This window comes from Brevibacillus sp. IT-7CA2 (assembly GCF_949767855.1).
GTDB lineage: Bacteria > Bacillota > Bacilli > Brevibacillales > Brevibacillaceae > Brevibacillus.
Map to the genome: position 1 here is coordinate 77,127 of NZ_CATKQT010000033.1, position 26,943 is coordinate 104,069.

The 26,943-nt window shown below is 47.1% G+C and carries 27 protein-coding genes, 1 pseudogene, 1 riboswitch and 1 other annotated feature; of the genes and pseudogenes, 17 read left to right on the forward strand and 11 right to left on the reverse strand.

All coding sequences use genetic code 11. The features are described 5' to 3' along the window. Positions 1-38: 38 nt before the first annotated feature. The gene (locus ACM6JA_RS16945) at positions 39-698 is read left to right on the forward strand and encodes an amino acid ABC transporter permease (RefSeq protein WP_007726776.1); all 660 of its coding nucleotides are present in this window, start codon (positions 39-41) and stop codon (positions 696-698) included. Positions 699-712: 14 nt separating this feature from the next. Continuing rightward, positions 713-1,459, forward strand: a complete 747-nt coding sequence (locus ACM6JA_RS16950; protein ID WP_414853258.1) for an amino acid ABC transporter ATP-binding protein — start codon at positions 713-715, stop codon at positions 1,457-1,459. 65 nt (positions 1,460-1,524) lie between these two features. On the opposite strand, the gene ACM6JA_RS16955 is transcribed toward ACM6JA_RS16950, so the two are convergent. After that, positions 1,525-1,788, reverse strand: coding sequence for a KTSC domain-containing protein (locus ACM6JA_RS16955; protein ID WP_414853259.1), 264 nt, complete (start codon positions 1,786-1,788; stop codon positions 1,525-1,527). Between the two features lie 465 nt (positions 1,789-2,253). Here ACM6JA_RS16955 and ACM6JA_RS16960 point away from each other — a divergent pair, with 465 nt between their 5' ends. The 3 genes from ACM6JA_RS16960 to ACM6JA_RS16970 all read left to right on the forward strand — a co-directional run bounded on the left by ACM6JA_RS16960 (position 2,254) and on the right by ACM6JA_RS16970 (position 5,774). Then, positions 2,254-2,580, forward strand: coding sequence for a PadR family transcriptional regulator (locus ACM6JA_RS16960; RefSeq protein WP_007726768.1), 327 nt, complete (start codon positions 2,254-2,256; stop codon positions 2,578-2,580). Between the two features lie 4 nt (positions 2,581-2,584). Then, on the forward strand, positions 2,585-3,340 hold the full coding sequence (locus ACM6JA_RS16965; protein WP_414853681.1) for a VanZ family protein: 756 nt from the start codon (positions 2,585-2,587) through the stop codon (positions 3,338-3,340). A 139-nt stretch (positions 3,341-3,479) separates the two neighbouring features. Further along, positions 3,480-5,774: a glycoside hydrolase gene (locus tag ACM6JA_RS16970; RefSeq protein WP_414853260.1), complete on the forward strand. Its 2,295-nt coding sequence runs from the start codon at positions 3,480-3,482 to the stop codon at positions 5,772-5,774. A 51-nt stretch (positions 5,775-5,825) separates the two neighbouring features. On the opposite strand, the gene ACM6JA_RS16975 is transcribed toward ACM6JA_RS16970, so the two are convergent. Continuing rightward, positions 5,826-6,752, reverse strand: coding sequence for a LysR family transcriptional regulator (locus ACM6JA_RS16975; RefSeq protein WP_414853261.1), 927 nt, complete (start codon positions 6,750-6,752; stop codon positions 5,826-5,828). A 136-nt stretch (positions 6,753-6,888) separates the two neighbouring features. Here ACM6JA_RS16975 and ACM6JA_RS16980 point away from each other — a divergent pair, with 136 nt between their 5' ends. From ACM6JA_RS16980 to ACM6JA_RS17005, 6 genes are all read left to right on the forward strand, one after another. Next, the gene (locus ACM6JA_RS16980) at positions 6,889-7,644 is read left to right on the forward strand and encodes an SDR family NAD(P)-dependent oxidoreductase (protein WP_414853682.1); all 756 of its coding nucleotides are present in this window, start codon (positions 6,889-6,891) and stop codon (positions 7,642-7,644) included. Between the two features lie 41 nt (positions 7,645-7,685). Continuing rightward, on the forward strand, positions 7,686-8,429 hold the full coding sequence (locus tag ACM6JA_RS16985) for an SDR family NAD(P)-dependent oxidoreductase (protein WP_414853262.1): 744 nt from the start codon (positions 7,686-7,688) through the stop codon (positions 8,427-8,429). Positions 8,430-8,582: 153 nt separating this feature from the next. Then, positions 8,583-8,843 (forward strand): spore germination protein, encoded by a 261-nt coding sequence (locus tag ACM6JA_RS16990; RefSeq protein ID WP_414853263.1) that lies wholly within the window; start codon positions 8,583-8,585, stop codon positions 8,841-8,843. Positions 8,844-8,967: 124 nt separating this feature from the next. Beyond that, the gene (locus tag ACM6JA_RS16995; RefSeq protein ID WP_414853264.1) at positions 8,968-10,113 is read left to right on the forward strand and encodes an alpha-hydroxy-acid oxidizing protein; all 1,146 of its coding nucleotides are present in this window, start codon (positions 8,968-8,970) and stop codon (positions 10,111-10,113) included. Between the two features lie 232 nt (positions 10,114-10,345). After that, complete coding sequence (locus ACM6JA_RS17000) at positions 10,346-12,472, forward strand: EAL domain-containing protein (RefSeq protein WP_414853265.1); 2,127 nt, start codon at positions 10,346-10,348, stop codon at positions 12,470-12,472. A gap of 112 nt (positions 12,473-12,584) precedes the next feature. After that, positions 12,585-13,490, forward strand: coding sequence for a DMT family transporter (locus ACM6JA_RS17005; RefSeq protein WP_414853266.1), 906 nt, complete (start codon positions 12,585-12,587; stop codon positions 13,488-13,490). Positions 13,491-13,549: 59 nt separating this feature from the next. Here the strand turns inward: ACM6JA_RS17005 and nadD are convergent, their stop codons facing one another. The 4 genes from nadD to ACM6JA_RS17025 all read right to left on the reverse strand — a co-directional run bounded on the left by nadD (position 13,550) and on the right by ACM6JA_RS17025 (position 16,421). Next, positions 13,550-14,188, reverse strand: coding sequence for a nicotinate-nucleotide adenylyltransferase (gene nadD / locus ACM6JA_RS17010; RefSeq protein WP_414853267.1), 639 nt, complete (start codon positions 14,186-14,188; stop codon positions 13,550-13,552). Between the two features lie 29 nt (positions 14,189-14,217). Further along, positions 14,218-14,763 carry a cysteine hydrolase family protein gene (locus tag ACM6JA_RS17015; RefSeq protein ID WP_007729905.1) on the reverse strand — a complete coding sequence of 182 codons (546 nt, stop codon included), beginning with the start codon at positions 14,761-14,763 and terminating at the stop codon, positions 14,218-14,220. Positions 14,764-14,791: 28 nt separating this feature from the next. Further along, entirely contained in the window at positions 14,792-15,580 is a 789-nt protein-coding gene (locus tag ACM6JA_RS17020; RefSeq protein ID WP_414853268.1) for an NUDIX hydrolase, read from the reverse strand. A gap of 154 nt (positions 15,581-15,734) precedes the next feature. After that, positions 15,735-16,421, reverse strand: coding sequence for a YceI family protein (locus ACM6JA_RS17025; RefSeq protein ID WP_414853269.1), 687 nt, complete (start codon positions 16,419-16,421; stop codon positions 15,735-15,737). Between the two features lie 280 nt (positions 16,422-16,701). Between ACM6JA_RS17025 and ACM6JA_RS17030 the strand changes: the two genes are divergently transcribed. From ACM6JA_RS17030 to ACM6JA_RS17055, 6 genes and pseudogenes are all read left to right on the forward strand, one after another. After that, a complete protein-coding gene (locus ACM6JA_RS17030) occupies positions 16,702-17,385 on the forward strand; it encodes a response regulator transcription factor (protein ID WP_414853270.1) in 684 nt (227 codons plus the stop codon). Further along, positions 17,382-18,878: a sensor histidine kinase gene (locus ACM6JA_RS17035; RefSeq protein WP_414853271.1), complete on the forward strand. Its 1,497-nt coding sequence runs from the start codon at positions 17,382-17,384 to the stop codon at positions 18,876-18,878. Before ACM6JA_RS17030 ends, ACM6JA_RS17035 begins: the two co-directional genes overlap by 4 nt. Positions 18,879-18,927: 49 nt before the next feature. Then, positions 18,928-19,169: a binding site (T-box leader), on the forward strand. Between the two features lie 92 nt (positions 19,170-19,261). After that, positions 19,262-19,762, forward strand: coding sequence for an Lrp/AsnC family transcriptional regulator (locus ACM6JA_RS17040; protein ID WP_007722565.1), 501 nt, complete (start codon positions 19,262-19,264; stop codon positions 19,760-19,762). Beyond that, positions 19,759-20,937 (forward strand): aminotransferase, encoded by a 1,179-nt coding sequence (locus ACM6JA_RS17045; protein WP_414853272.1) that lies wholly within the window; start codon positions 19,759-19,761, stop codon positions 20,935-20,937. The genes ACM6JA_RS17040 and ACM6JA_RS17045 overlap by 4 nt, the downstream gene beginning before the upstream one ends. Positions 20,938-21,344: 407 nt before the next feature. Continuing rightward, positions 21,345-21,719, forward strand: a pseudogene (locus tag ACM6JA_RS17050) (aminoglycoside phosphotransferase family protein); the annotation flags it as partial. Positions 21,720-21,847: 128 nt separating this feature from the next. After that, complete coding sequence (locus ACM6JA_RS17055) at positions 21,848-22,219, forward strand: aminoglycoside phosphotransferase family protein (protein WP_414853273.1); 372 nt, start codon at positions 21,848-21,850, stop codon at positions 22,217-22,219. A gap of 71 nt (positions 22,220-22,290) precedes the next feature. Here the strand turns inward: ACM6JA_RS17055 and ACM6JA_RS17060 are convergent, their stop codons facing one another. The 5 genes from ACM6JA_RS17060 to ACM6JA_RS17080 form a co-directional block, all read right to left on the reverse strand. Next, positions 22,291-23,346 (reverse strand): TolC family protein, encoded by a 1,056-nt coding sequence (locus ACM6JA_RS17060; protein ID WP_414853274.1) that lies wholly within the window; start codon positions 23,344-23,346, stop codon positions 22,291-22,293. A gap of 217 nt (positions 23,347-23,563) precedes the next feature. Beyond that, positions 23,564-23,710, reverse strand: a complete 147-nt coding sequence (locus tag ACM6JA_RS17065; protein WP_414853275.1) for a hypothetical protein — start codon at positions 23,708-23,710, stop codon at positions 23,564-23,566. Then, positions 23,703-23,894 carry a hypothetical protein gene (locus ACM6JA_RS17070; RefSeq protein WP_414853276.1) on the reverse strand — a complete coding sequence of 64 codons (192 nt, stop codon included), beginning with the start codon at positions 23,892-23,894 and terminating at the stop codon, positions 23,703-23,705. The genes ACM6JA_RS17065 and ACM6JA_RS17070 overlap by 8 nt, the downstream gene beginning before the upstream one ends. A gap of 149 nt (positions 23,895-24,043) precedes the next feature. Then, a complete protein-coding gene (locus tag ACM6JA_RS17075; RefSeq protein WP_414853277.1) occupies positions 24,044-24,907 on the reverse strand; it encodes a hypothetical protein in 864 nt (287 codons plus the stop codon). Between the two features lie 218 nt (positions 24,908-25,125). After that, positions 25,126-26,574, reverse strand: coding sequence for an amino acid permease (locus ACM6JA_RS17080; protein ID WP_414853278.1), 1,449 nt, complete (start codon positions 26,572-26,574; stop codon positions 25,126-25,128). A 113-nt stretch (positions 26,575-26,687) separates the two neighbouring features. After that, positions 26,688-26,873, reverse strand: a riboswitch (Lysine riboswitch). Between the last annotated feature and the right edge of the window lie 70 nt (positions 26,874-26,943).

The window sequence follows — 26,943 nt, forward strand, 5'->3', positions numbered from 1 at the left end:
GAAGCCACGCTTTATTATAAGGATTAGGAGCATACCAGATGAGCTTAGACTATATTATCTCCATTACCGTGCCTATGCTAGAAGGGGCGCAGATGACAGTGTTGCTGTTCTTCATCGCTATTCTGGCATCGATCCCATTGGGATTTCTCATTACCTTAATGGCGAATAGCAGCAACAAAGGTCTGTCTTGGTTCGCGCACACCTATGTGTATGTCATGCGTGGAACGCCTCTATTATTACAGCTATTGTTTTTTGTCTTTGGCCTCCCCCTCTTGCCAGTGATCGGAGAATACTTGGTTATGGATCGATTCGTAGCTGCATGCCTCGGCTTCGTGCTGAACTACGCAGCGTATTTCGCGGAGATTTTCCGTGGAGGACTGCTGTCGATCGATAAAGGACAGTACGAGGCGGCGCAGGTCCTCGGCTTTAGCAAATGGCAGACAACCAACAAGATTATTTTGCCGCAAATGTTTCGAGTGGCTTTGCCTGCTGTCGCAAATGAATCCATTACTCTCGTAAAAGACACAGCGCTGCTCTATGCGGTTGCCGTCCCAGAATTGCTTCACTTTGCACAAACGGCTGTGAATCGCGATTTTACCATCGTTCCGTTTTTTATTGCGGGAATCATTTATTTGTTGATGACGTTATTGTTGACGTTGTTCTTTAAGTGGCTGGAGAAAAGGTTCAAATTCGAATAAAGGGCTGGCACAATATGGAAATCATTCAAGTATCGAATCTAAAGAAATCGTTTGGCAATCAGGAAGTTTTGCGAGATGTCTCGTTTTCGGTGAAAAAGAACGAAGTCGTGGCAGTAATCGGGCCTTCTGGCTCCGGCAAAAGCACGATGCTACGCAGCTTGGTCAATCTGGAGCAGGTGAATGGTGGCAGCATCCGTGTGCAGGATGATTATTTGGTGAAGGACGGCGTTTACGCCAGTAACCAGGAAATCAAGCAGATCACATCGAGAATGGGCATGGTCTTTCAGCATTTTAATCTGTTTCCTCATCTCACAGTAAAAGAAAATCTGGAGATCGCACCACGCGTAGTTAAAGGTGAGGCGCCCCAGGACATCCACAGAATGAGTGCAGATCTCTTGGAAAAGGTCGGCCTGTCTGATAAGGCAGACGCGTATCCGGCGAGGCTCTCAGGTGGACAAAAGCAGCGTGTGGCGATCGCCAGAGCACTGATGATGAATCCGCAAATCTTGTTGTTTGACGAGCCTACGTCTGCACTCGATCCCGAACTGACGGGTGAGGTCCTGCAAGTCATCAAGCAGCTTGCCCAGGAGCATATGACGATGATGGTTGTGACGCATGAGATGGGGTTCGCACGCGAGGTGGCGAACCAAATTATGTTTATGGACAACGGGGAATTCGTAGAGTCGGGGACACCAGAGCAATTGTTTACAAACGCTAAATTTGATCGGACCAAATCTTTTTTGCATCGTGCATTAAAATAGAGAAGATCAACAACAAATGCCCTCAGTGTCGAGAAGACAGATTGAGGGCATTTTGTATAGACAGGCTACATCACCTGATAGTTCAAGTACCGTTGGCTGATGAACGAATGAAAATGATTACTGAACGAGTCAGCATTTAAAAACGCATTGTAAGCGTAAGGAGTGACCCGACAGTAAACGACCTCTCGTCCATCGTGAAAACGGATGTAGAGGTGGCTTGAAGACAGATCGTAGCGAGCAGCTTTGATCAATTTCGATTCCAGTTCCTTGTAGGTAATTTCTTGGGGTTGATTCTGACGTGGCAGAAATTGGCGGACAAAAGATCTCAATGTACGTGCAAACTCCTTTATCTAAAAATCGGCTTATCTATTTCTACGAGTCTTCATTTTACGCAAAAATTTAGATTCGGAATACAAAAATAGCACACCAATTGCAAAATAGGCTAAGAGAACCGTATTCAGAACGATCATTGGAAAGTCCGCAAGCATGTAAGTGCCTCCTGTTAGAGAGAATGAAGTCACGAATTGAAAGTAACCTGCTCCAAAAAAGTGAAAATCTTCTTTTCGCTTCGTTCTATGGGCCTATCATCTGGTTGTGTGTAGAAAAAATGATCATCCAAAAGTATGTAGACTCATGAAAAATGTTGTCGAATATAGTCTATATTACCTATTTTATTATTGTCAATAATTACATAGCATCAAAACTTCTTTCCGCAAATTTCCTTGGTCAACTACCTTGTATCACGAGGTATAGTGTGATAATCTCTAGGCATGTCACGGGGAGGAGATGCTTTTGTGAACAAGGAGTTGTTGAAAGGAAGCATCGATCTATTGCTTCTCTCGCTGATCGCACAGAAAGATCAGTACGGCTATGAGTTGGCCAAGAAGATTCGCGATAAAAGCGATGAGCTGTATGAAATCGGTGAAGGCACACTATACCCTGCCCTAAAGCGACTGGAGACGCAAAAGGCAGTGGAGTCTTACTGGGGGGAAGCCAGCGAAGGCGGACGCCGCAAATATTATCGGATTACCAAGACCGGCCAGGGACTTCTTCAAGACAAGATGAAGGATTGGCAGAGCTTGAGCAGACTCATTTTGCTTTGTAATGAGGGAAGTGAGTAAACGAATGAAGCTCGAAGAGTATGCAGAGCAGGTTGTCAGTCGCTTGCCGTGTTCGAAATGGGAAAAGCAGGATGTCAAAGATGAGCTGATGGATCATTTGAACAGCATGAAAAGTGAGCTCGTCGAAGAGGGCTACGAAGAACAGGAAGCCGTTTTACTGACCATTCAACGATTCGGCCCAACGAAAGCAATCAGTCAGCAACTGTCTGAGTCCATGCCGCTTATTGATAAGTACATCCGTAAACGGCTCCTGTCCTTGTTTTTCTTGTATGTAGCTATCTCCAGTTATCTCTTGTTGTTGTCACCGGATCGCTTCCGGCGCAGAGCTTTTACCGTGGAATGGAAGCAAAGGATGCTGGAATACGGCGTCCCGCAATATACGCATCTGTTCCAAAATACGAAACCATTTCAAACCTTGGTGGATTACATTTTTCATTATGACAATTACAGCTTTGGCACTGTGATGTATAACCTGATTGGCAATGTCATGTTGTTTGTTCCGCTCGGGCTGTTGCTGCCGTTGATATTTATGTCCTTTCAAAGCGTGCATCGCATGTTTTTTCTCACGCTTTCGACCAGTCTCATCATCGAAGCCTTGCAGCTATTGTTTTCGTTAGGCAGCTTTGATGTCGATGATCTGCTGCTAAATGTACTTGGTGGACTGATTGGCTACGGGATGTTTCGAGTAGGGGCGGCGCTGATCCACAGGCGACGGAACAATAGCAATTTCGATGACGATCTGTCAGCCACATCGTCTTAGTGGGACAAGAATCGTAAAAGCCTTTTGATTGACCGGGGTCGCACAGTTGTGAGGCGGCCTTGGCAAAGGCTTTGGTAATTTTTTTTGTACATGTACATCGTAATACGATATACATAGTAAAACGATTTAGGAGGTTTTTATGAAACGAATAGCGATTTTTATCATGGTAGTTGTTCTCCTGCTCCAAGTCGTCGTTGGATGTGAGAGTAATAATGCTACGGAGCAGGTACAGACGAAGCAGCATGCAGATTTTACTTTTGATGTGAAGCCGGAGACCTTCGAAGTGTTCGTCGAGAGAAACGGAGTGAAGGAAAGTGCTTCGGAGCCGATGCCTGCGCGCAAGGTAACGAATGTACAGAAAGGTGAGCAAGAGATTGCCTGGAGATACCCGGACGATCAGCTGGATGTCTCGATCAAAAAGAAAGAGGATCATTTGCAAATCACCCTGACCTCCACAGGAACAGAGAGCTTTTCCTGGCCGACAGTAAAAGGATCAAGCTACATGTTGCCTTTGGGCGAGGGAAAATGGATTCCTGCGGATGACAGCAAGTGGCAGTCATTTTTAAAAGAAGAGAGTCTTAGCTTTGCCGAGTCTTTTTCCATGCGCTTTTTTGCTGTGAACAAGAGTAAGTATGCGCTGATGTACGTCGTGGACAATTTGTTTAACAACACCGTCGATTTTGCCGTTGATCCGACGATTGCGTTTACGTTTTCGCACGAGTTCCCCACGATTAATCCGGACAAGACCTACGGGTTCCGCTTGTATGTCACAGACAACGATCCGGTTAGCGTAGCCGGTGTTTACAAGCAATATGTCAAGGAGCAGGGAGAACTGCTGACCCTGGCGGAAAAGGCCAAAGCCAATCCGAATATCGAAAAGCTTTACGGCGCTCCGCATTTTTACTTGTGGAACAAGAGCTTTCTATCGGTCGACGATGTGAAATGGAATGTGCTGAAAACGAAACTAAATGAGAACTTCATCGGGGCACTTGAGAAAATCTTGGCCTCCAATGGTGAGGATGGAAAAGAGAGCATTCAGCAATTCCGTGAGATTCAGAAGCAGGATTACGTCGCGGATTATCAAAAGAATGCGATCCTAGGCGGGTTGAACTATGCTTTACGTTCCCGTGAGCTTTACAATCCGCAGCTATTTCCACATGTCGATGAAGAGGCAAAGAAAGCGTTTGGAACAGGGATCGACTCGTTGACGGAATCACAGATGTACGACTTGAACAAAAAGCTGCTGAAGAGCGTGCTGCAGGATGTCGTTCCACCTGTGGAACAGTGGGGGAATGCCGACTCTACTGATCTCTTGAAAGAAATGAAAGCGGCAGGGATTGACCAGGCATGGATAGGTTTGCCGGATTGGACGGCTGCCTACATGAAGCCAGCATTCATCCAAGAGGCGAATGAGACAGGCTATTTGATCGCCAGCTACGATTCCTACCATTCCATTCACAAGGAAGAAAATCCAGATTGGAACACGGCTATTTTCAAGGATAAGAGCTTGTATGAGAATGCGACGATCTCGAAGAAAAATGGAGAGAAAAAAGCTGGTTTTCTCCAGCAGGGCAGATTGCTAAATCCGACCCTATCGCTGCCAAGTGTCAAACAGCGCATGGATGAAATCATGAATAACGATGTCGCTTTTAACTCGTGGTTTATTGATGTAGATGCAGCAGGAGATTTCAACGATGACTATTCGCCACAGCACACGACGACTGAGGCAGAGGATATGAAGGCGAAGCTCGCGCGTATGGACTATATTCGCGATGAAAAGAAATTGGTCATCGGGTCTGAGACTGGAAATGACTTCGCCAGCCGAAGTATCGCCTTTGCCCATGGCATTGAGACGCCTGTCATCAAATGGGCAGATCCTGACATGCGAAAAAACAAGCAAAGCCCGTATTATGTAGGAGGCTACTGGTCCCCGGCGGGAGAGATTCCGGAACGATACGCAAAACAGGTTCCGATCAAGGATGAGTACCGCCATGTATACATTGATCCTGCGTATTCTTTGCCACTGTACAAGCTGGTGTACAATAATGCGGTAATCACGAGCCATCACTGGGAGTGGGGCAGCCTGAAGATCAAAGGTGAAGTCGGCACACGTATGCTCAAGGAGTTGCTTTACAATGTACCGCCACTCTATCATTTGGATAAAAAGATGTGGGATGAAAACCAACCATTGATCACGAACTATTTGAAGGTGTGGTCTCCCTTCCACAAAAAAGCGGTGCAGCACGAGATGACTGATTATCGCGTGTTGTCCGAAGACAGGCTCGTGCAGAAGGCTGTCTTCGGGGATGATCTGCAAGTGATCGCCAACTTCTCTGAGCAAGATTTCACATACGAGGGGCAAGTGGTGAAGGCCAGATCAGCGCTTATCATCGACGGGAACAATATCCAGACCTTTCTTGCCCCTGTGCAGTAGGAACGATTTGAAAAAGGCTGTCCGCGAAAATGAAGCGGCAGTCTTTTTTTGTTAAGGAGTGGGTGGGTATTTCTTGCTTTTCAAATCGTATTGGAGCCGATTGATAAAGTTCATCGAAATCCGGGAATAATGCCGTTCCTCCGAACGCACCCAGCCGTAATAGATGGGTTGTTGATAAGGAATATCCAAATCAAGCGTGATTGAATCGGAGTCTTGCAAATGAGGTTCATGAACAAAAGAGTAGTCCAGTCCGATGGTTACCGCGAGATTTTGCCGGATTGCATTGCGGAGAGCGTCTGTGTTGTTCGACGTAAATAAGATGTCGACAGGACCATAAGTAGCGGCAAAATCCTCTACGAACCATTTGACGTAGTCGTCGTTGTACAGGACGAAGGATTGCTTGCGAAGCTCTTCAGGTGTGACGGAATCCTGGTAGGCAAGTGGCGAGTTTTTGCCTACACCAACGACCATTTTTCCCTCTAGCAACTGTTCGAACACCAAGCCGAGGCCCTCGCTCTTTTTGAGCAGGTTCTCGTGGATGATGACCAGCCCAATGTCCAGCTTGTCCTGAAGAATGTCCTCTAATATTTCCTGCGTGCCTTTTTCTGCAATTTCGGTACGGATGTGAGGATAATCTTTCTTAAAGCTCGCGACGGCATCGACCAGAAGATTCATGGGACCGGGAATCGTGGCGAGTCTCAGCTCACCCGTCAATGTGTTCGTGTAGTTTTGTGCTTCCTCCCAGATCTCCTGGATTTTCCCCAACGCTTCAAATGCTTTTTTGATGATGATGCGCCCTTCTGGGGTCGGTACCGCTCCAAGACGCGAACGTGTAAAAAGAGTAACGCCCAGCTCTGCTTCCAGACTGGAGAGCGACTGGCTGATAGCGGAGAGGGTGACATGCTTATTCTGAGCGGCTTTGGTCAGGGAGCCTGCCTTCGCTATTTCTACGATATATTCCAGTTGTTCCAGATGCATTTGGTAACATCACATCCTTTAGTCGTACTTAAGGAAGGGTAAGTATGTTTACATATTTTTAAATATAAAAGAGTCCTATAATGAAAGCAAGGCAAGAGATCAGGTACAAGAGACATCATAAATGGAGGCGTTTACAATGGCGAGACTCGAAGGGAAAGTAGCGATCATTTCGGGTGGCGGAACAGGAATCGGGAAAACAACAGCGATTCGTTTTGCCAAGGAAGGTGCGAAAGTAGTCGTTACTGATATCAATCTGGAAAGTGCCTCTCAGACGGTAGCCGAAATCAAGGATGCGGGTGGAGAAGCCATCGCGATTGCGCACGATGTAAGCCGTGAAGAGCAATGGCAGCAAGTAGTGGCAACCACCATAGAACAATACGAGAAAGTAGATATCCTGTTCAACAATGCAGGTATTTATATCATTAAACCGATGGCGGAGATTACCGTAGAGGAATGGAATCGTCTCATGGCGATTAACGTAACAGGTGTCTTTTTGGGAATGAAGCATGTGATGCCACTCATGGCAAAACAACAAGGTGGTTCTGTCATCAATGCCTCTTCCATCGCTGGGCTTTTTGGTGCACCGGGTCACGTCTTGTACGGAGCGAGCAAGGGGGCGGTTCGTATCATGTCCAAGGATGCAGCGATGGAGTATGCGGCACAAGGTGTGCGCGTGAACTCGATTCACCCTGGCTATATCGATACAAACATGGTGTCCTATGCTTCGGAAACGACAAAGCATTCCAAAGCAGAGTTGGCACAAGCTACTCCAACAGGCCGACTCGGTACTGTCGAGGATGTAGCCAATATGGTGCTGTTCCTCGCTTCTGACGAGTCTTCCCATGTCACAGGGGCGGAATTCGTCATCGATGGCGGCGCGACAGCGAGATAAAACGGTACGAATACCAATTTCGAAAATAGGAGGAGTTATCCATGAGACTGGAAAATAAAGTAGCGATCGTAACAGGTGGAGCAAGTGGAATCGGTGAAACGACCGTCCGTCTCTTCGCAAAAGAAGGGGCGAAAGTAGTGATTGCTGACTTCTCCCCACGTGGCAGTGAATTGGCGGAAGAGCTGAATCAAGCAGGCTTCGATGCGTTGTTCGTGAAAACGGACGTAACGAAAGAAGACGAAGTGAAAAACATGGTGAGCGCCACTGTAGAAAAGTACGGAAAGGTAGACATTTTGTTTGCCAATGCGGGTATCGCGAAAGACGCACCTGGTCATCTGTTGAGTATGGATGATTGGCAAAGAACGATTGATATCAATCTGACCGGCGTGTTCTTGTGTGATAAATACGTCATCGAGCAAATGCTGGCGCAAGAAACTGGCGGCGCGATTGTCAACTGCGGCTCGATCCATAGCCATGCCGGAAAAGCAGGTGTGACAGCATACTCTTCCGCCAAAGGTGGCGTGAAGCTCCTGACCCAGACACTGGGACTTACGTATGCGAAGGAAGGGATTCGCGTAAATGCGGTCTGCCCGGGCTACATTGATACACCACTGATTGCTGGGCGCAATGAAGCCTTGAATGAGCATCTGATCGGATTGCATCCGATGGGACGTTTGGGTAAACCAGAAGAAGTCGCCAAGGCTGTTCTGTTCCTTGCCAGCGACGATGCTTCCTTTGTCACCGGGACAAGCCTGCTGGTCGACGGAGGTTATACCGCGCAATAAAAAGTTCTTTCTCCTCGCGTAGATTTGTCTACTCGGGGAGATTTTTTTGGGCAAGACCACATCGGACAAATGCCCTCAACCATCGTCCAAGCGGGCGCAAAACCGTTCGAATATGATGGAAATAAGCGATTACGCAACGGGGAGGGAGGAGTTTTGCCGACTTTTGTAGGGAAGGTGACCATTACCAATAATGTCGGGAATATCAACTTTGGCGATACGGCAAACAACTCTCCGAAAAGCGTAACCAAAGCGTTTTCCGGTTCGGGTGGAAACAATAGCGGCAACGTAGTAAAGGTCATTAATGAAAACAGCCAAACCAATACATGGGTGGGTTCAGGAGCGGCTGGAATGAAGACAGTGAAGACAAAGAAACGGGTCCGTCGAGCAGCCAAGAAAGGCAAAAAGAAAAAGTAGCCTTGAAAAAGGTGCGTGTGAGATTGGACAAGCTCGACAATAGAATTGAGATTAAGACTATTGCGAATTTATGTGAATTGAGATAAAAAAGATGAAAGACGATCGCAGAAAGGAAGCAAACCAGATGACGAAAACAAATGAGGAATCACTCTTATTTACCCGTGTGAACAAAGACACGCAGGCACTGCCGATTTCCATTGAGGATTGGGAGAAAAAGGCGCGAGAGGTTTTGCCAGATGGGCCATTTGATTATGTTGCCGGGGGATCAGGGGCAGAAGAAACGCTGGTAGAAAACCGGACAGCTTTTTCCCGTTGGGCAATCATTCCGCGGATGATGCGTGATGTGACGAATCGTACCCTCGGTATTTCGATGTACAATCAAGCGTTGCGCACACCGATCTTCTTGGCGCCTGTAGGCATGCAGACGATTTCACATCCCGATGGAGAGCTGGCGTCTGCCAAGGCGGCAGCAGCAGCCGGAGTGCCGTTCGTAGCCAGTACGGTTTCCGCTCACTCACTCGAACAGATTGCCGAAGTGATGGGCGATGCCTACCGTTGGTTCCAGCTCTATTGGTCGAATGATCGAGAGGTTTCTGCGAGCATGGTCAGACGAGCGGAAAAGTCTGGCTATTCTGCCATTGTTCTCACGGTAGATACCGTCATGCTAGGGTGGAAGCGCAGAGATTTCCGCAACGGGTATTCGCCACTGCGCGAAGGAAGAGGACTGGCGAATTACTTGACAGACCCTGTTTTTTGCTCGCGACTCCCTGAGGTAACGCCGGAGAATGCAGTGGAGGAAGTGTTGAAAAACATTTATCATCCAGCACTGAATTGGAACGATATCGCCTTTTTGCGTGAGCATACTCGTTTACCAATTTTGGTAAAAGGAATTTTGCATCCGGATGATGCGCGACTTGCTTTAGAGCATGGTGTAGATGGAATCATTGTTTCCAATCACGGAGGGAGGCAGATGGATGGCGCCATTTCTACGCTGGATGCGATGCCAGCGATTGCCGAGGTGGTAGCTGGCAAAATACCTGTCTTACTCGACAGTGGCGTGCGTACAGGAGCAGATGTCGTTAAAGCGATTGCTTTAGGTGCCAATGCCATCCTGATTGGTCGCCCATTCCTGTATGGACTGGCTGTTGCCGGAGAGCAAGGCGTAGCGAGTGTGTTAGATACACTCATTCATGAATTTGACGTTGCGATGGCGCTGTCTGGCAGCAATTCTGTCGCAGACCTCAATCGCAGCATTCTTGCCCGTTTGTAAGGGAAGAAACACGAACATACCCATTGTTGAAAAAAGTGAGCCAGGCTACGTGCACTGGTTCATTTTTTTCGTATGAACACCTCAAGAAGTTTGCAAAAATTTGTTTCTACCACAGTTGTTCACGTTGATCTTTCGGAAAAACATGGTAAAATGGAGCGAACTTGTATTCAGAACGTTACGATCCTTCTGTAAGGATCATTTTTTTTGACTGTATCCAAAGCAGGTGACTGAAATGAAAAACCAAATGATATCTTCACTGACACCCCAAGATTGGGTAGGGCTACTACGCGAAAAAGATGGTGAGCTGAACATGGTTGTGAATGAGCTGGCAGATGTCAAATACGCTTTGGACCAATCCACGATCTTGGCAATTACGGACCATAAGGGGATTATTTTGCGGGCAAATGAGCAATTTTGCCGCATATCGAAATATGAACGAAGCGAATTGGTTGGAAATGACCATCGTATTCTTAATTCGGGTTTCCATCCGAAAGGCTTTTTTAAAGAAATGTGGTCTTGTATTCGATCTGGCCAGGTCTGGCGGGGGGAAATTCGCAATCGCGCAAAAGATGGCAGCTATTATTGGGTCGATACCACCATCGTGCCATTTAAGAACCAAGCGGGCGAAATCTATCAATACCTTTCCATTCGCAGTGATATCACAGCTCGCAAGCAGATGGAAGACGAGCTCAAGCGGAGTGAAGAAAAGTATCGCATCATCGCGGAAAACACGTCGGATATCATCAGCATCATCAACCTGGATGGGGAATTTCTCTATTTGTCCCCGTCTCACAAGCGTGTATGGGAGCATACCGTTCCAGATGAAGAAATCCTGAACCTGTTCGAGTGGATTGTAGAGGATGACCGAGATATTTTTGCTTATGCGATTCAGCATGCCTTCTCTACGCGTAAAGAGTACATGGTAGAATGCCGGATTAATACCCAAAGAAACGATGTTATCTGGACAGAAAGCAAAATCAATCCGATCATGGATGAAGAAGGAAATGTGACGAAGCTGCTCCTCGTTACCCGTGACGTCACAGACCGTAAACAGTCCGAAGAGACGATTCACCACTTGGCTTATCACGATGCGTTGACAGACCTGCCGAATCGACGGATGTATGTCCAACAGCTTAGCAAGGAAATGATGCAGGCCAAGCGTTTTCAATCGAATCTGGCTGTGCTGTTTTTGGATTTGGATCGCTTCAAGGATGTGAACGATTCGTTCGGTCATGACGTAGGGGATATGTTGCTGATCGAAGCATCAAAGCGTCTACAGGCATGCCTCAAGACAGGAGATGTCGTGGCCAGGTTGGGTGGAGACGAATTTACGATTATGCAGAACCAGCTGCAAGATCGAAGCGAAGCGACTGCATTGGCAGAGCACATCATGAATCAGTTGCAGCGGCCGTTTGAATTGGACGGTCATGTGTTCAACGTGTCGTGCAGCATCGGCATCGCCTTATACCCGCAGGATGGGGACAACCCCGAAGATTTGTTGAAACGGGCCGATACGGCATTATATACAGTGAAATCGCGCGGGAAGAATGGTTATGACTTTTTCGATCCGACGATGGAGGCGAAGTCGCTGGAGCGTATCTTGATGGAAAATGAGATGCGGAAAGCTATTGAACAAGAGCAGTTCCAAATTTACTACCAGCCCAAAATCGATATCGCGACAAGCGCGATGACAGGCATGGAGGCGCTCGTCAGATGGGTGCATCCGGAGCTGGGCATTATCCCGCCGAATCGCTTTATTCCAATCGCCGAGGAGACAGGGATGATTTTGGCGCTTGGGGAATGGATTTTGAAACAGGCGTGCAAACAAAATAAAATCTGGCACGATCAAGGATATACGTTGAAGGTCTCTGTGAATTTGTCAGCGAGACAAATCTATCAAAAAGATCTGGTCGAGATGATTAAGGATATTCTTCGGGAAACAAAACTGTCTCCTAATTGGCTGGAGTTCGAGATTACGGAGAGCATTTTTGTCAAAATGGAAGAGGCGACGGCAGTCCTGCAACAGATTCGGGACATCGGCATCCAAATTTCGATTGATGATTTTGGGACAGGCTATAGCTCGTTTAGTTATATTAAAAGCTTGCCAGTCGATACGATCAAAATTGACGCCTCGTTTATTCGCGACATTCATCACAACCAGGAGAGTCAAGCGATTGTAAAAGCGATTGTCACGATCGCGCAAAGTCTCAATATGAATGTCATCGCAGAGGGAATTGAGCTGCATGATCAAGTAGCGGCTCTAAAGGAAAATGGCTGCGACCACGGACAAGGCTATTTGTTCAGCAAGCCGCTTCCGACAGATGCTTTCGACCAGTTTTTGCGTCAAGAGCAGCAATAATATGGCAGGAAGCAAAGCCGGGTGAGAACATCCGGCTTCTTCTTTTGTGTGGTACTATAAGAGGCGGACAAAAACATAAGTGCAAGTGTGCAGCTAGAAAGGGAGGCCCCTCGTGGGAAAGTTTTCGGGTAAGACTGTTGTTGCTATTGCAGGTTTGGTATTGATGTGGGGATTAAGCTGGTCGATCTACAAAATGTCACTCGCCTATACGCCACCGATTTTATTCGCAGGAATGCGTTCGCTGATTGGCGGACTTCTGCTCGCTTTATTCATTTTACCGAAATGGAAAAAGATCAACTGGCGTGAAAACTGGTTGCGCTATTGTATATCTGCCTTTCTGAATACATTGTGCTTTTACGGCATTCAGACGGTTGGACTCGTGTATTTGCCAGGTGGATTATTCTCTGTGTTGGTGTACTTCCAGCCAATCTTGATTGGACTCTTTGCCTGGTTGTGGCTGGGTGAGAGCATGACGGTGCTCAAGATCATTGGGCTGATCATGGGATTCCTCGGGATACTTGCGGTTAGTGCAGATGGACTGACTGGACAGGTTTCCATCGTGGGCGTCATTTTAGGTTTGTTGACGGCTCTTACGTGGGCGCTGGGCGTGATCTATGTGAAAAAAGTCAGTGCCAAGGTAGATTCGCTGTGGATGGTTACCATGCAATGCATCATTGGTGGCGCGGCCTTAACTCTTTTGGGGACAGGTGTAGAGAGCTGGTCCGACATTGTCTGGAATGTTCCGTATCTGATCGGTCTCAGCTATGGCGCTACATTTGGTGTACCGATTGCCATTGTCATTTACTTTGGGCTCGTGAATGCAGGTGAAGCGAGCAAGGTGGCCGCCTTTACGTTTCTCGTGCCGCTCATCGCAGTCGTCACTGGTACCATTTTCATGGACGAGCCGGTTACGTATTCGCTCATCGCTGGTCTGGTATTGATTGTGTGCAGTATTTGTTTGGTGAACTATCAGAAAAAGATACAAAAGCCTGTCATTGCCAATACTCTCAATCGTTGATGGAGACGACAAAGAAAACAGCCGACACTTCACAGGTTCGGCTGTTTTTCTTATTGAGATTATACGTAAGGCTCTTTGTAGATTCCTTTTTCATAAATGTACTGAAGGCAAGCATCCGGCAACAGGAAGCTGGGATCGCCGCCCTTGCGGATTTCGTCTCGGATGTAGGTAGAGCTGATTCCCATGTTGATGCCTTTGCTCATAATGAGAAAATGCTCGTCGTGATTGCGCAGCAGCGCGTCCTCTGCGATCAGGTCAGCGGTCGGATAGCCTTCACGCGACATCACGATGAAGTTGAAGCCTGCGACCAGCTTTTCAGCGTTGCCCCAGTTCGACAGTCCCTCTAACAAATCTGACCCCATGATGAAAAAGAGCTCGTCGTTCGGGTACTTCTTTTTCATGTGCATCATCGTATCATACGTATAGGTTTCACCTGGCAAGGCATCCATCTCGACTGTAGAAATTTCGAAAAGAGGCTCGCCATATTTGTTTGTTTTGTGTGTACTGCTTGCTAAAGCCAGTTTGAGCATGTGCAAGCGATGGACGTCCTCTGTCTGCAATTTTTTATCATGACGCTTTGAAGAGCATGGTACGAAAATGACTTTGTCCAGTCGTCTCCGGTGAGCGACGGTCGCTGCCGTGAACAAATGGCTGTACGTTATGGGATCAAAGCTGCTGCCATAAATGCCGATTCGCATAAAAATTGCCTCCTATCGTCATGAGCCTGTTATTTTTTTCGAACAGTCATGCCAAGCTGGTTCTGAAAATGACCGAGAGCCCATTTGTGGCCTTCTGGAAGAAAGCTCGCTACAGCATCCTCGTGGATGACGACAGAAAAGCCGTTATAGAAGCCTTCAATCGCTGTATGCAGTACACAAATGTCCGTGCAGACACCTACCAGATGAATCTCGGTAATACCTCTCGTGCGCAACAATAGCGCAAGGTCGGTACCTTGGAAAGCACTGTAGCGCGTCTTATCCATCCAGTGAATCGTATCTTCGAATTCCTCGTAAATCTCCTGAATGCTGCCATACAAATTCCGGCCAGCCGTACCGATAATGTTGTGCGGAGGGTAGAGTCCAGTCTCAGGGTGGTACGGGTCCTGCTCGCGATGAGCGTCGACTGCCATGACGACAAAGTCGCCTTCTGCGAGGAAGTCGCGGATCAGCTCTCCAATGCGTCCTTCAATAGCCTGGCCAGGCTCTCCACAAGTCAATGCACCATCTGTCGCGACAAAATCATTCGTGTAGTCGATCACAATCAAAGCTTTCATGGCAAAAACCTCCTGAATGTGGGCTTTTTCAGTAAATCATGGCAGTTGGGGTAAAGCCTGTAAAGCGATAGAGCTTGGCTGGTGAATTCGAAAACTCGGTCGAGTAGACAGGTTGTCCGTCAGCCGATATAACTGGCTCGAGGAGTCCTTGCCGTCTGGTTGTCGCAAGCAAGCGCCGCTCGAAATTGCCGCGATCTTTTGCCGAAAAGGACGGAACGACGGTCTCGATCACTTGCAGCAGTTCGCTCAAGGTAAACTCATCTGGCAAAAACGCTTTGGCGATAGTCGTTTGCAGCATCTGCTGACGAACTCGCTGTAAGGCGTCAGTCAAAATTTCACGATGATCAAAAGCAAGGTTGAGGGCAAAAGCTTCCTCAATAGGAAACAGCTGCGCGTCTGATGCATCGTCGTTTGCCTGTGTGTGTTTCAATAAATCTTCATGAACGAGGGAGACATAGGCAACACTCGGAATCCAACCACGAGGGTCTCTACCTGGCTTGTAGTACGTCTTCAACTGCTCGATGTGTACATCGCGGTCAATATTCGTCTCTTCTTTCAATTCACGATAGGCGCATTCGTCCAGTGTCTCCGATTCATGGGAGAAACCGCCAGGCAATGCCCATTGCTCTCCAAATGTATCGCTTTTTCGCTTGATCAGAAGAACGGCCAATTGTTTGAGTGGCAGTGATTTGGTTTTCGTTTGGCGCGGGATGGAAAGGATCGTAAAGAGGCAAATATCTGTAGGAAGTCCATCCGGCGAGCGGTACTTTTTGGTCCGATAGTGGATGCGTTTGGCTCGAAGGGGAGACGTACTCACAAGATCATCCTTTCCGTTTGCTCGAATCTGTTATCATGTTTTTATATTATGATATCATTTTAACAATGTCAATATTACAATGTAAAAATCTGTGAAAAAAGACGTCTGTGAATGTCAGACGTCTCTCGAAGCAATTCCTGCGAAAAGTGATTGATTAAACAGCATCCAGCGCGAGTCGCAATGTAATGTTAATGTTTTCTTCCGTTTTGGCCACGATTGTATGAGGGCTAGTCATTCCGAAGTCACCAAACGTTACGACGGACGTTCCTTCCAACTGCAGCTTACCTTGGGAATAAATCGCGTCAGCATTAATTTTCACGTCTTTGGCAATTCCTTTTACGGTCAGGACGCCATTGATGGTGAACGAAGCTTTTTGGCCTTCTGTCCAAGTGGTTGGCCAGTTCTCAAAAGATTTCGCTTCAAAGGTAGCTGCAGGGTTCACGGCTGTATCAAAGTAATCTGGAGATTTGATATGGGTGTCGCGCTTTTCATTACCGGAGTTCAGCTTATTCAAGTCAGCGGAAGCTGTTGCTTTCATTTGATCTGGTGCAGAGAGGTTCACATCCCAGCTACCAGTAATGCCGTCCATTTCAAAGTTTACCGTTTCTTTCGACGTAGTTACGGAGAAATAGACTTTGGACTGGTCATTGATTGTCCATTTTTTATTCAGTTGATCTGCTGTCAGAGGTGTTGATGAAGCGGTAGATGAGGCTGTGGTTACCGCAGCTGCAGGCTGAATCTCCACATGGTTTCCCACGAAATAGTCATAGAGCATGTAACCTCCGATACCGACCACGAGCGTGGCAACTGATGCTGTCAGGATAACCGAATTCTTTTTCATTATTGTATAACCTCCATGTTTTTGAAGTGTTCAGATTTGAGTCGTATGTATTTGACTACGCAGGGATCATTATGAGAGAGGAAGCTGAGTGGGTCTTGAAAGCTGGCTGAAAGTTTGTTGAAAGTGCAATGGTAAGAGAATTATCAACGTTTTTCATGTTAAACTTACATTTTTTGGTTTGTGATTCTGTAAAAAGCTTTCAGCTCGTACTCAGGGCATATTCAGCAAACATTCAGCTACTCTTGGCCTGTTCAGGTAAAATAGAGGTGAGGTGAAAGAAATGAGCCTAAACAAAGGCATTAAAATATTGCTTGTCGATGATGAACCGACCATCCTTCAATTTTTGGAGATGGGTCTTGAAAATGAAGGTTTTCAAGTATTGACGGCACAAGATGGGATGACCGCGGTGACCATGGTAAAGGAGCATCAGCCCCATATCGTTATTCTCGATGTGATGATGCCAGGCATGGACGGCTTCGAGGTATGCCGGATGCTGAAAAAGATACAGAATGTAGCAACGATCATGCTGACAGCCAGAGAAGACGTAGAGGATCGGGTAAAAGGTCTGACGCTGGGTGCCGACGATTATATGATCAAGCCGTTTAGCTTTGAGGAGCTGCTTGCCCGTATTCAAGCGCGCATTCGCAATCATTATCCACATCTGCTCTCCAAGGTACATCTCGGCCCCTTCCAGATCGATGACAGGCGAAAGGAAATTACCTACGAGGAAACGCTTCTAGAGCTATCGCCAACGGAATACTCTTTGCTGAAATATTTGGTGACGAATCACGGCTTGGTGCTGAGTAAACCAATGATTCTGGATAACGTGTGGGGCTATGATTTCGGTGGGGAGGAGAACATTGTCGAGGTGTATATCCGCTCCCTGCGTGACAAACTGAACGATCGTCAGCATCGGATCATTCGCACATTGCGCGGTGCGGGCTATCGGGTTGATTTTGTATGACGATGAAACGAAACAATCAATGGTCCGCCTTCCTAGAACCGAACTCTTTGCGTTATCAGCTGTTGTCACGTTCGTTATTTATCTTATCCGGGTTGCTGCTTCTAATCGGCATGATTCAATACTTATTGATGGAGCAGTTCTTGTATCGCAGCAAAGCGGAAAGCTTATTAAATCTGGCAGTTACCGTTCCTTATCAGGTCTTGGAAGATACGGAAACGCTCCCGAAATACGATCAGTATGTCAGCGCGTTGCTCTCCTTGCGTACACCTGATATCAAGTACGCCTTTATTGACAACGACGCCAATGTGACGGAGCTGTTTGCGAATCCGAGCGAAGGGTATTCCCCACGCTTTCCTGATAGTTTATACCGCGAGATCTTAGCTAGTGGCGTATGCACTTTTAAATACAAAATTTTGGAAGGTAGCACTGGGAAGGATTATTTGGTCGTGCTGGCACCTATCAAATCACCTGAACAGCTGCAAGGAATCGTACAACTGAGTACACCTGTCGGCCCGATGCGGGAAGTGCTATTTCCACAGCTGATCATTTTCTTCTCTGCATCTGCACTCGCCTTGCTAATCGGCTTGTTAACCTATGTGCCTGTGCTCCGCCGTACGCTGAACCCACTTTCGCGTATTGAGGTTACAGTTGAGCGGATTAATGCGGGTAATTTGGATGAACGACTGCCGATGGATCAAGGCCAAATGGAGATTGATCAATTATCGGCGGTCTTTAACGGAATGCTGGAGCGGTTGGAAACCTCCTTTAAAATCGAGCAAGAAGCTGGAGAACGGATGCGGCGCTTTGTGGCGGATGCCTCACACGAATTGCGAACACCGCTGACATCCATCCATGGTTTTTTGGAGGTGCTGCTGCGTGGTGCGGCGGCAAATCCCGAACATTTGCAGAAAGCTTTGAAAAGCATGCACGGCGAGACAGAACGACTGAATAAACTCGTCAATGATTTGCTCTACCTGGCTCGGATGGATCGGGAACCGGCTTTTCTTTTGCAAGAAGAGCAGTTGGACGCGGTCGTGCACAGTATGGAATCGCAGCTCATGGTCCTGGCAGGTGACCGAAACGTTCATTTCCGCGTAGAGCCGAATGTTACGGCTACTTTCGATTGTGACGGAATGAAGCAAGTTATTCTCAATCTGTTTCAAAATGCCGTGCAGCATACTGACCCTGTGAACGGTGAGATCGAGCTTACATTGAGCAAGATTGCCAATGGGATTGAACTGACGTTCAGAGATAATGGGGCAGGGATCGCATCGGAGCATGTCCCGCATGTATTCGACCGTTTCTACCGGATTGAATCCTCACGTGCACGCAAAAGCGGAGGTGCTGGATTGGGGCTGTCGATCACCCAATCCATCGTAGAAAATCATCGTGGAAAAATTGACGTACAAAGCAGCTTGGGAACAGGGACCGTGTTTCGCGTCTGGTTGCCTAACGGTTTGAAAGAGGTTCAGAAGACAGAAGTTGTTGGTTGACAATGAGAGAAAACGTCATTTATAATCTGAGACATTCAATAAAACAACCAACACAGCCGTGAAAAGGAAAGTAAAAAAGGGATTTTGACGTCCAGAGAGTTGCCTGTTAGCTGAGAGGGCAGCCGCGAACTCTTTTTGAAAGCCACCTTGGAGCTCTGCTTTTGAAAATGCCAAGTAGAAAGCAGCGGATGGCCCACGTTATGGGGCGCATGTCTTTGTAGACAGCACGAGTTTGCCTTTTGTGAGAGAGGCAAAAAAGCTGAGTGGTACCGCGATACCTTCGCCTCAGCAATCAGATTCATGGAAATCATGAGTCTGGTTGCTGGGGCTTTTTGCATTATGAGGTTATGTTAAAAATAAAGAGAAAACTGGAGTGGTGGGGCATGGATCGCTTGAAGCAAAGAGAGCTGTTACACCTGTTGGAAGAAGACAGTCGCATGAGTGCTGAGCAAATCGGAAAAATGATCGGGGAGCCGACCGAGGTCGTTGAGCAGACGATTGCAGCATTGGAAGCCGAGAAGGTCATTGTCAAATATCCAGCGCTGGTGAACTGGGAGCGTGTGGACGATCATCCGTACGTGAACGCCATGATTGATGTGAAAGTGACGCCGAAGCGCGATGTCGGCTTTGATGAAGTGGCGGAGCGAATCTGCCGTTTCCCAGAAGTGAAGGCTGTTTACTTGATGTCTGGTGCAAGCTATGACTTGTCGATTATTTTGGAAGGCAAAACGATGAAAGAGGTAGCCACTTTTGTTTCGCAAAAGCTGTCCACTCTCGATTCAGTTGTCTCAACAGCTACACATTTTATTTTGAAACGTTACAAGCACGATGGCATTGAGCTGGAAGATCGTGACGAAGATCACAGGATGGTGGTTACGCCGTGAGTACACAAGTCAAAGTTAAAAACCGTTTATCCAATACAGTTCAATCATTGAAGCCATCAGGCATTCGCCGCTTTTTCGATTTGGCAGCTTCGATGGAGGGAGTCATTTCCTTAGGTGTAGGGGAGCCTGATTTCGTCACTCCTTGGCGCATGAGAGAAGCTTCGATTTCTTCGCTGGAGCGTGGACATACAGCTTATACATCCAATGCAGGTATGCTGCCGTTGCGTGTGGAAATTCAGAAATACTTGGAAGAACGTTTTTCTGTCAGCTATCATTCAGAGACAGAAATTCTCGTGACGGTCGGTGCCAGCGAAGCGATTGATATCGCACTGCGTGCCATTCTCGATCCGGGTGATGAAGTGTTGGTCGTGGAACCTTGCTATGTCTCCTATGAACCAGTCATTCGCTTGGCTGGCGGGGTGCCGGTTTTCCTGAAAACAACGATGGAAAACCAGTTCAAGCTGACACCACAAGAGCTAGAGACGCACATCACCGCGCGTACAAAAGCAATCATCTTCTGCTATCCCAATAACCCGACCGGGGGGACTATGACGGCTGAAGAGTGGAAAACACTTCTGCCGATCATTGAAAAGCACGACCTCATGGTGATCTCCGATGAGATTTATGCGGAGCTTACCTACGGGCGAATGCACGATAGTATCGCGGCTCTGCCAGGGATGAAAGATCGGACGATCCTGATCTCCGGTTTTTCCAAAGCGTTCGCGATGACCGGCTGGCGCCTGGGGTATGTCTGCGCGTCTCCTGATTTGCTCGCAGGCATGCTGAAAATCCACCAGTACACCATGCTGTGTGCACCGACAATGGCTCAGATGGCTGCATTGGAAGCCCTGCGTCATGGACGTTCTGATATGGAACGAATGATCGAGAGCTACCGTCAGCGCCGTAATTATGTGGTAGATGGATTCCGTCAAATCGGATTGACTTGCCATGAGCCGGACGGAGCATTCTACGCATTCCCGTCTGTAGCTTCTACAGGTCTCAGTTCTTCAGAGTTTGCGGAGAAGCTGCTGATGGAGGAAAAGGTAGCTGTCGTACCTGGAGATGTGTTCGGCGAAAGTGGACAGGGGCATATCCGTTGTTCTTATGCAACATCGATGGAGCAGTTGAAGAAGGCTCTGGATCGTATGGAGAGCTTGATGGGACGACTGTCATAACATTTTCCGGGAAATAAAGGGGGGCGGCTTTCAAGCTGCTCCCTTTTTTACCTAGTGGCTGTGGTGGGGAAGAAGCGCATTTCCAGTCTACGCTTCGGCCTAAGCCCCGCAAGGAGGATTCACTGGCCGCTTCGGAAAAAATGGCGGGAGCGCTTCAAACGTAGAAGTTTGGATGAAGTGTTTCATAAGTGAAGCTGAAATTCCCCGCCATTTTTTCCGAAGCTAGGATGGGCTCCAGAGGCGCTTGACTGGAAATGCGCTTCTTCTTCGCAGCTGTGGTAAGGGAACAGCTTGAAAGTTGATGCAAGAGGATGATTGAGGGTAGAGCAAGAAGTTTTAAAGCCACAAGCCCTTATAGGAGGAGATGCCTAATGATTTCATTGCCGACCCATTTTTCGCAAACAATTATGGGCGTACATAAAGAAGAGGGGCGTCTCTGGTTGGATTCCTTTCATGAGCTGATTGCCGATTGCGAAGTAAGGTGGTCATTAAAGGTACTGGAGCCGTTTCCACTCTCCTATAACTTTGTCGCACCAGTTGTGTTTCAGGATGGGAGAAACGCAGTGCTGAAGCTGGGCGTACCTGGACAGGATTGGCAGAGAGAGCTGGCAGCGATTCGGGCTTTTGCAGGGCGGGGAATGGTGCAGCTACTCGATGCTGACGAGGAAAAAGGGATCATGCTTTTGGAGCGCATCATGCCAGGAGAGACACTAGACAAGCTGAGTAGTGAAGACGAGCGAATTCAATGCTTGGCCGACGTGATCAAAAGGATGCATACACCCGTTTCGAGAGTGGGTAAGCTTGCGTCTACGTTTCCGACGATAGCAGACTGGGCTGTGGGACTGGAAAAGATTCGCCCTCATTTCCAAGGGGGACAGGACCGATTCCCGAGCAAATGGTGGAGCGGGCCATGCAATGGTACAAAAAGCTTCTCTCCACACAAAAAGAACAGTGCCTGCTGCATGGTGATCTTCATCATGAAAATATTTTGCGCGCAGAGAGAGAGCCGTGGCTGGCAATTGATCCAAAGGGGCTGATCGGGGAGACGGAATACGAGGTGATTCCGTTTTTGCTGAACCAGTTGCCAGAGGATGGGGTAGAAGAAGTAATGAAACAGCGGGTCGATGGGCTGACGAAGGCGCTGTTTTTGCAAAAAGAGAGAGTGTTGGCGTGGGCGTATTGCCACAGTGTGCTATCGGCTTGGTGGTTCATAGAGGATTTTGGTGTAGACGGTGGTCGTCTGATGATGCCGGGAGTTTTTGAGAGACTAATAAATGAGTAAAGGCTTCACCCTGTGGGATGAAGCCTTCTTTATTTTAAATGAATAAATGAGATCCTTCGTGATACGAAATACTAATAGCCAGTTGACTGATTCATAGTGGTAGCAGCGAGATTGTATTGATAAACAGATTCGATTGTTTTTGTTTCGGAGTCAAACAGGTTTGCTTCGTCTTCCATCAGTTCTTTCATCGATGCTTTTCCTAATCTATATTGATCGATTGTTGCCTGATAGCGCTCCAATGCGGTTTCTTTCTTTGTTGTACTTTCCTCTAATGCCTTTCTTGCTGCCAGTACCTTCGTATAGTTGTCACTTACTTCTTGACCGATTTTCTTTTGTATTTTTTGTTTTTGCAGTTCCGCTTTTTTGTGCTCGTTTTTTGCGATTGTACCTTTATGTGTACTGAGTGCGGAATACTCTGCGGTGTAATCAATTCTTACTTGGGCAAAGTCTATTTCTGCTTGTGCCTTGATCATCTCAGGACGTTTTTCAAAAGCTTTTGCTTGCAATTGCTCCAGGGAAAGCAGCTCGTGCTGGGTCAGATCAGTAGCGGTCATTTTCCATTGTCTGTCCGCTTTTTCATTCAATAAATCGTTGAGCTTGGCCAATGCTTGTTTGTAGCTGGTTTCAAGGGCAGCAAGATTTTTGTGAGCTTCTGTTTCTTGGGAGTCCAACCAGTACTGTCTTTGCAAGCTTTTCTTTTGCGCTTTGATTTTGGTGTCTAATGATTGGACTTCGAAGAATGCTTTTTGCACTTGCAATTGTATGGTGTTTTTTTGCGTATTCAGGGCGACTTCATCGACAACCACTTCTTTGACCGCTTTGGCAGCGTCTTCGAATTTCTTTTTTGCATCAGCCAGCGACATGATGTCAGCTTTTTTGATTTCTGCTTTTTCTCTCAGTGTGATGGATGTTTCGTACTTCGTAATATCTAAATCAAGCCGAAGCACCTCCAGATCAACGCTGTTCTTTATTGCCTGTTCGACTGCGAAATCTAGCGACAAAGGGGAAACATCCGTCTGTTCAGCAGTGGCCACGAGTGGTGCGGCCAGAGCCATATGGGCGCCACCTGTGAGGAGAGAAGTGACTAATGTTGTACTGTAAATGTGTTTGAAGAGCCTGGATTTCATGGGGCAACCTCCTGATCATATATACAAGAATTTGATAACGATTCTCATTATCAAATTCATGAAAAGTATATATTTCCAATAGAATTTCGTCAATAAGAAAATGTTTTTTCATCATGTTCTTGGTCAGAAATCCAAAAGGAATCCCCTTCAGGAAATAGGCAAAGTGAGCGTCTGCCCGTTTCCCCAAAGGGGATTTGTTCTTCGGGATGGGAAAGAACTATTCTTTGTCCCTGTTTTCTTTTTTTGCTGCAGCCGTCTTTGTAGTTTGGTCCAATGTTCCTTCCTTTGGTGTAAGGGAATAACCATGCATATTGCTTCCGTTATAACCCATGTCCGGTTTTTCCTTTGAGTTGCGATCAGTCATTTGCGTCCCCCTTATTTTGTCCAGTGGGTTCAGAGTCTTGCTGCACATACGGATTGTCGACGTCATTTGGTTCCTTGTCCAGATTGGTTCGGATTGCGAGTATTGGACTAGTTGGAGGTTGAGCGATCAGTCTGTCATCCAGTTGTTTGAAATCAGGCAGGTCGTTTTCGCGATTGTCATCCATGTTCATCTCCTCCTTTACGGGTTAGTATGTCCACCACCTGCCGGTCAATTTCCTTAACTGGAAAAGGAAAGAGACTGGTACTACACACGAAAAAACAGCCCCAGTCCCAGGAAGTTCGGGCGGAGGCTGTGACGATCATCTTTGTGCAGTTAACTCGTTTTCTTGGTCAGGATCTTCATAAAAGAGGCAAGATTCGTTTGTAGCAATGGTGTGAAGGTAGAAAAGGAAGCATTTTCAGCAAGCGTATTCATTTGACGAACAAATTCAGTGGCGTCCTTTGTATTTACATTCTCAAAGCGGTTAGCGATTTTTGTATTTTTTAAATCGGAGAGAAGCGTAGCTTGTTCGTTCCGGTATTGTGCGATCCAGTCTGGACGATGTTGCAGCTTTTTGACGAATTGAATCAGCATGCTTACCTTCTCTGTTTGATTGGTTGTGGCCGCTTGCATTTTTTTGTAGGCTTCTGGGTCATACCGTTCCATCAGCTTGGACGGATTAACATAGTCGTTCGGCGCCCCATGTGGTTTTTGCGGAAGCTCTACGTAGCTGACACTGCCAGTTGCAGGGTCAACCTTTCGTGTTTTGGCAACGCCAGCGAGCAGATGCAGGGTATCCAAAAATTCAGCAGCATTTTTTTCATCACCCATGTATTGGTCCGCCAAATATTTACCTTGGGTTAAACCGACTTCTACCAAAGCAGCTCTTTCTTCATCGGTGTAGGAGGATTGGGAGTTGAAAAAATTTTGCTCCAGGATGTGGTCAAAGGCTTTGCGAGCCTCGGGTGGTTTATCTGCGAAAATTTTATCCAAACGCTCATTAATTTCTGTGCTAAAGAAAAATTGGACGCTGTGATGTTCGATGGCATCAGCAGGTAGCTCGCGTGCCTTGTGTGAACGAAGATCTACAGTATCGGGCTTGGGCAATCCCAGACTAGTTCCTGTCACCATCTTGGGTGCAGGTTGGTTAGTTGGAAGCTTGGGGGTTAGGTAGCGGGAATACGATTGGATTTGCATGTTCTACTCTCCTCACATGGATTCATGTTCAGTCGTGATGGCAGGAGATCTTGTTACCTTTTATCAGATGACTGGTATGAGTTGTGAGAACGGAAGGAAACGGATCTCAATTGCTTCTTGTCTATACTATCGGCTATTTTTAGTCAGTTTTTAATATGCTGGCAAACAGGAAAAAGGACTCCCGTTCAGATAACGGAAGTCCGTATTTTTTTCTTCGATTATTTCGTGTATTCATCCATGCTGAAGTCTACTTGTTCTAGAGGGACGAGCTTGGTTTTTTGCGTGATTTTATAAGCGAGCCAAATGATTAAGAAGAGTGGCAGGCCAATGTAAGAGACCAGGACGCCATACCAGTCGATCATTCCACCCATGAATGCGGAGTAGTTTTGCCCGAAAATAACGATACAGCAAATGATGAAGGCAAAAATCGGTCCAAACGGGAACCACTTTGCCCGATAAGGTAATTCACTTAAGTCACGGCCCTGAGCGATATACGCTTTGCGGAAACGGTAGTGACTAATGGCAATTCCCAGCCAAGCGATGAAGCCTGACATACCGGAAGCATTCAAAAGCCATACATACACTTCGCCTTCCCCAAACAAAGAGGACAGAAAAGCAAGGGCGCCGATGAGCGCAGTCAAGATCAAGGCATTGATCGGTACGCCGTTACTTGTTACTTTTGCGAACCATTTTGGTGCGTTTCCTTCTTTCGCCAAGTTCCACAGCATGCGTGTAGAGGCGTACATGCCAGAGTTACCAGCAGACAATACTGACGTGAGAATAACGGCATTCATGACGGATGCTGCAAAAGCAAATCCGGCATTTTCAAATACAATCGTAAACGGACTGATCGCAATATCCGTAAGGTCGCCACTGATCAGATTTGGATTATCGTATGGAACCAACAACCCGATGATCAAAATAGCGAGGATGTAGAAGAGTAGGATGCGCCAAAAAATTTGACGGATGGCCTTTGGAATGTTGCGGGCAGGGTCTTCGCTCTCCCCAGCTGCGACACCAACCAGCTCTGTCCCTTGGAAAGAGAATCCGGCAATCATAAAGACACCGAGCAGGGCCATGAAGCCGCCATTGAATGGCGCGTCGCCTTTGGTGAAGTTTTGGAAGCCGACTGCTTGGCCGCCCATAATGCCAAAAATCATCAACACACCTACAATAATAAAGACGATTACTGTTACTACTTTAATCAAGGCGAACCAATATTCAGATTCTCCATAGGCTTTCACTGACAGGAGATTCAAGGCAAACAGCAATCCGAGGAACAAAGCGCTCCACACTATCGCTGGGGTATCCGGGAACCAATATTTCATAATGAGTGCGGAAGCTGACAGCTCGACGGCAATGGTAATGGCCCAGTTGTACCAGTAGTTCCAGCCGAGAGCAAAACCGAGAGATGGATCGACGAACCGTGTGGCATACGTCGAAAACGAACCGGATACAGGCATGAAGGCTGCCATTTCCCCCAAGCTGGTCATTAAAAAGTAAACCATGATACTAATGGCGAGATAGGCGACTAAAGCTCCACCTGGTCCGGCGGAATGGATCGAGCCTCCACTCGCGAGAAACAATCCCGTCCCAATCGAGCCGCCGATAGCGATCATCGTCAGGTGTCGGGCTTTTAAACCACGTTGCAATTGATTTTGTGACATAAGCTGCTTGCACGACCTTTCATGATTTTTGAGAAGGAAGGTCGGAAACGAAAAAACCGCCATAGCCAAAAAAATGGCATAGGGCGGTATCATCCAATCCCCACCAAGCCTTCACTGAAGATAGCTCACCACGTTTGCTTGGCATGCAAACGTGACAGTTCTGCCCCTTTCGAGTACAGCCCCAACCCAATCGCACAGAGACGCGATATGAGCTTCGGCGGATTTTCCTTACCTGGAGTCATTGATTTTCTCTGAATCTCGTACAGGATGATATAAAAGCCGCGACCTCTATCCTCACCGTGAAAGATGAGGATAACATGTATGAAGTTATGTGATTCATCAACTATAAAGGATTGTTTATGATTAATC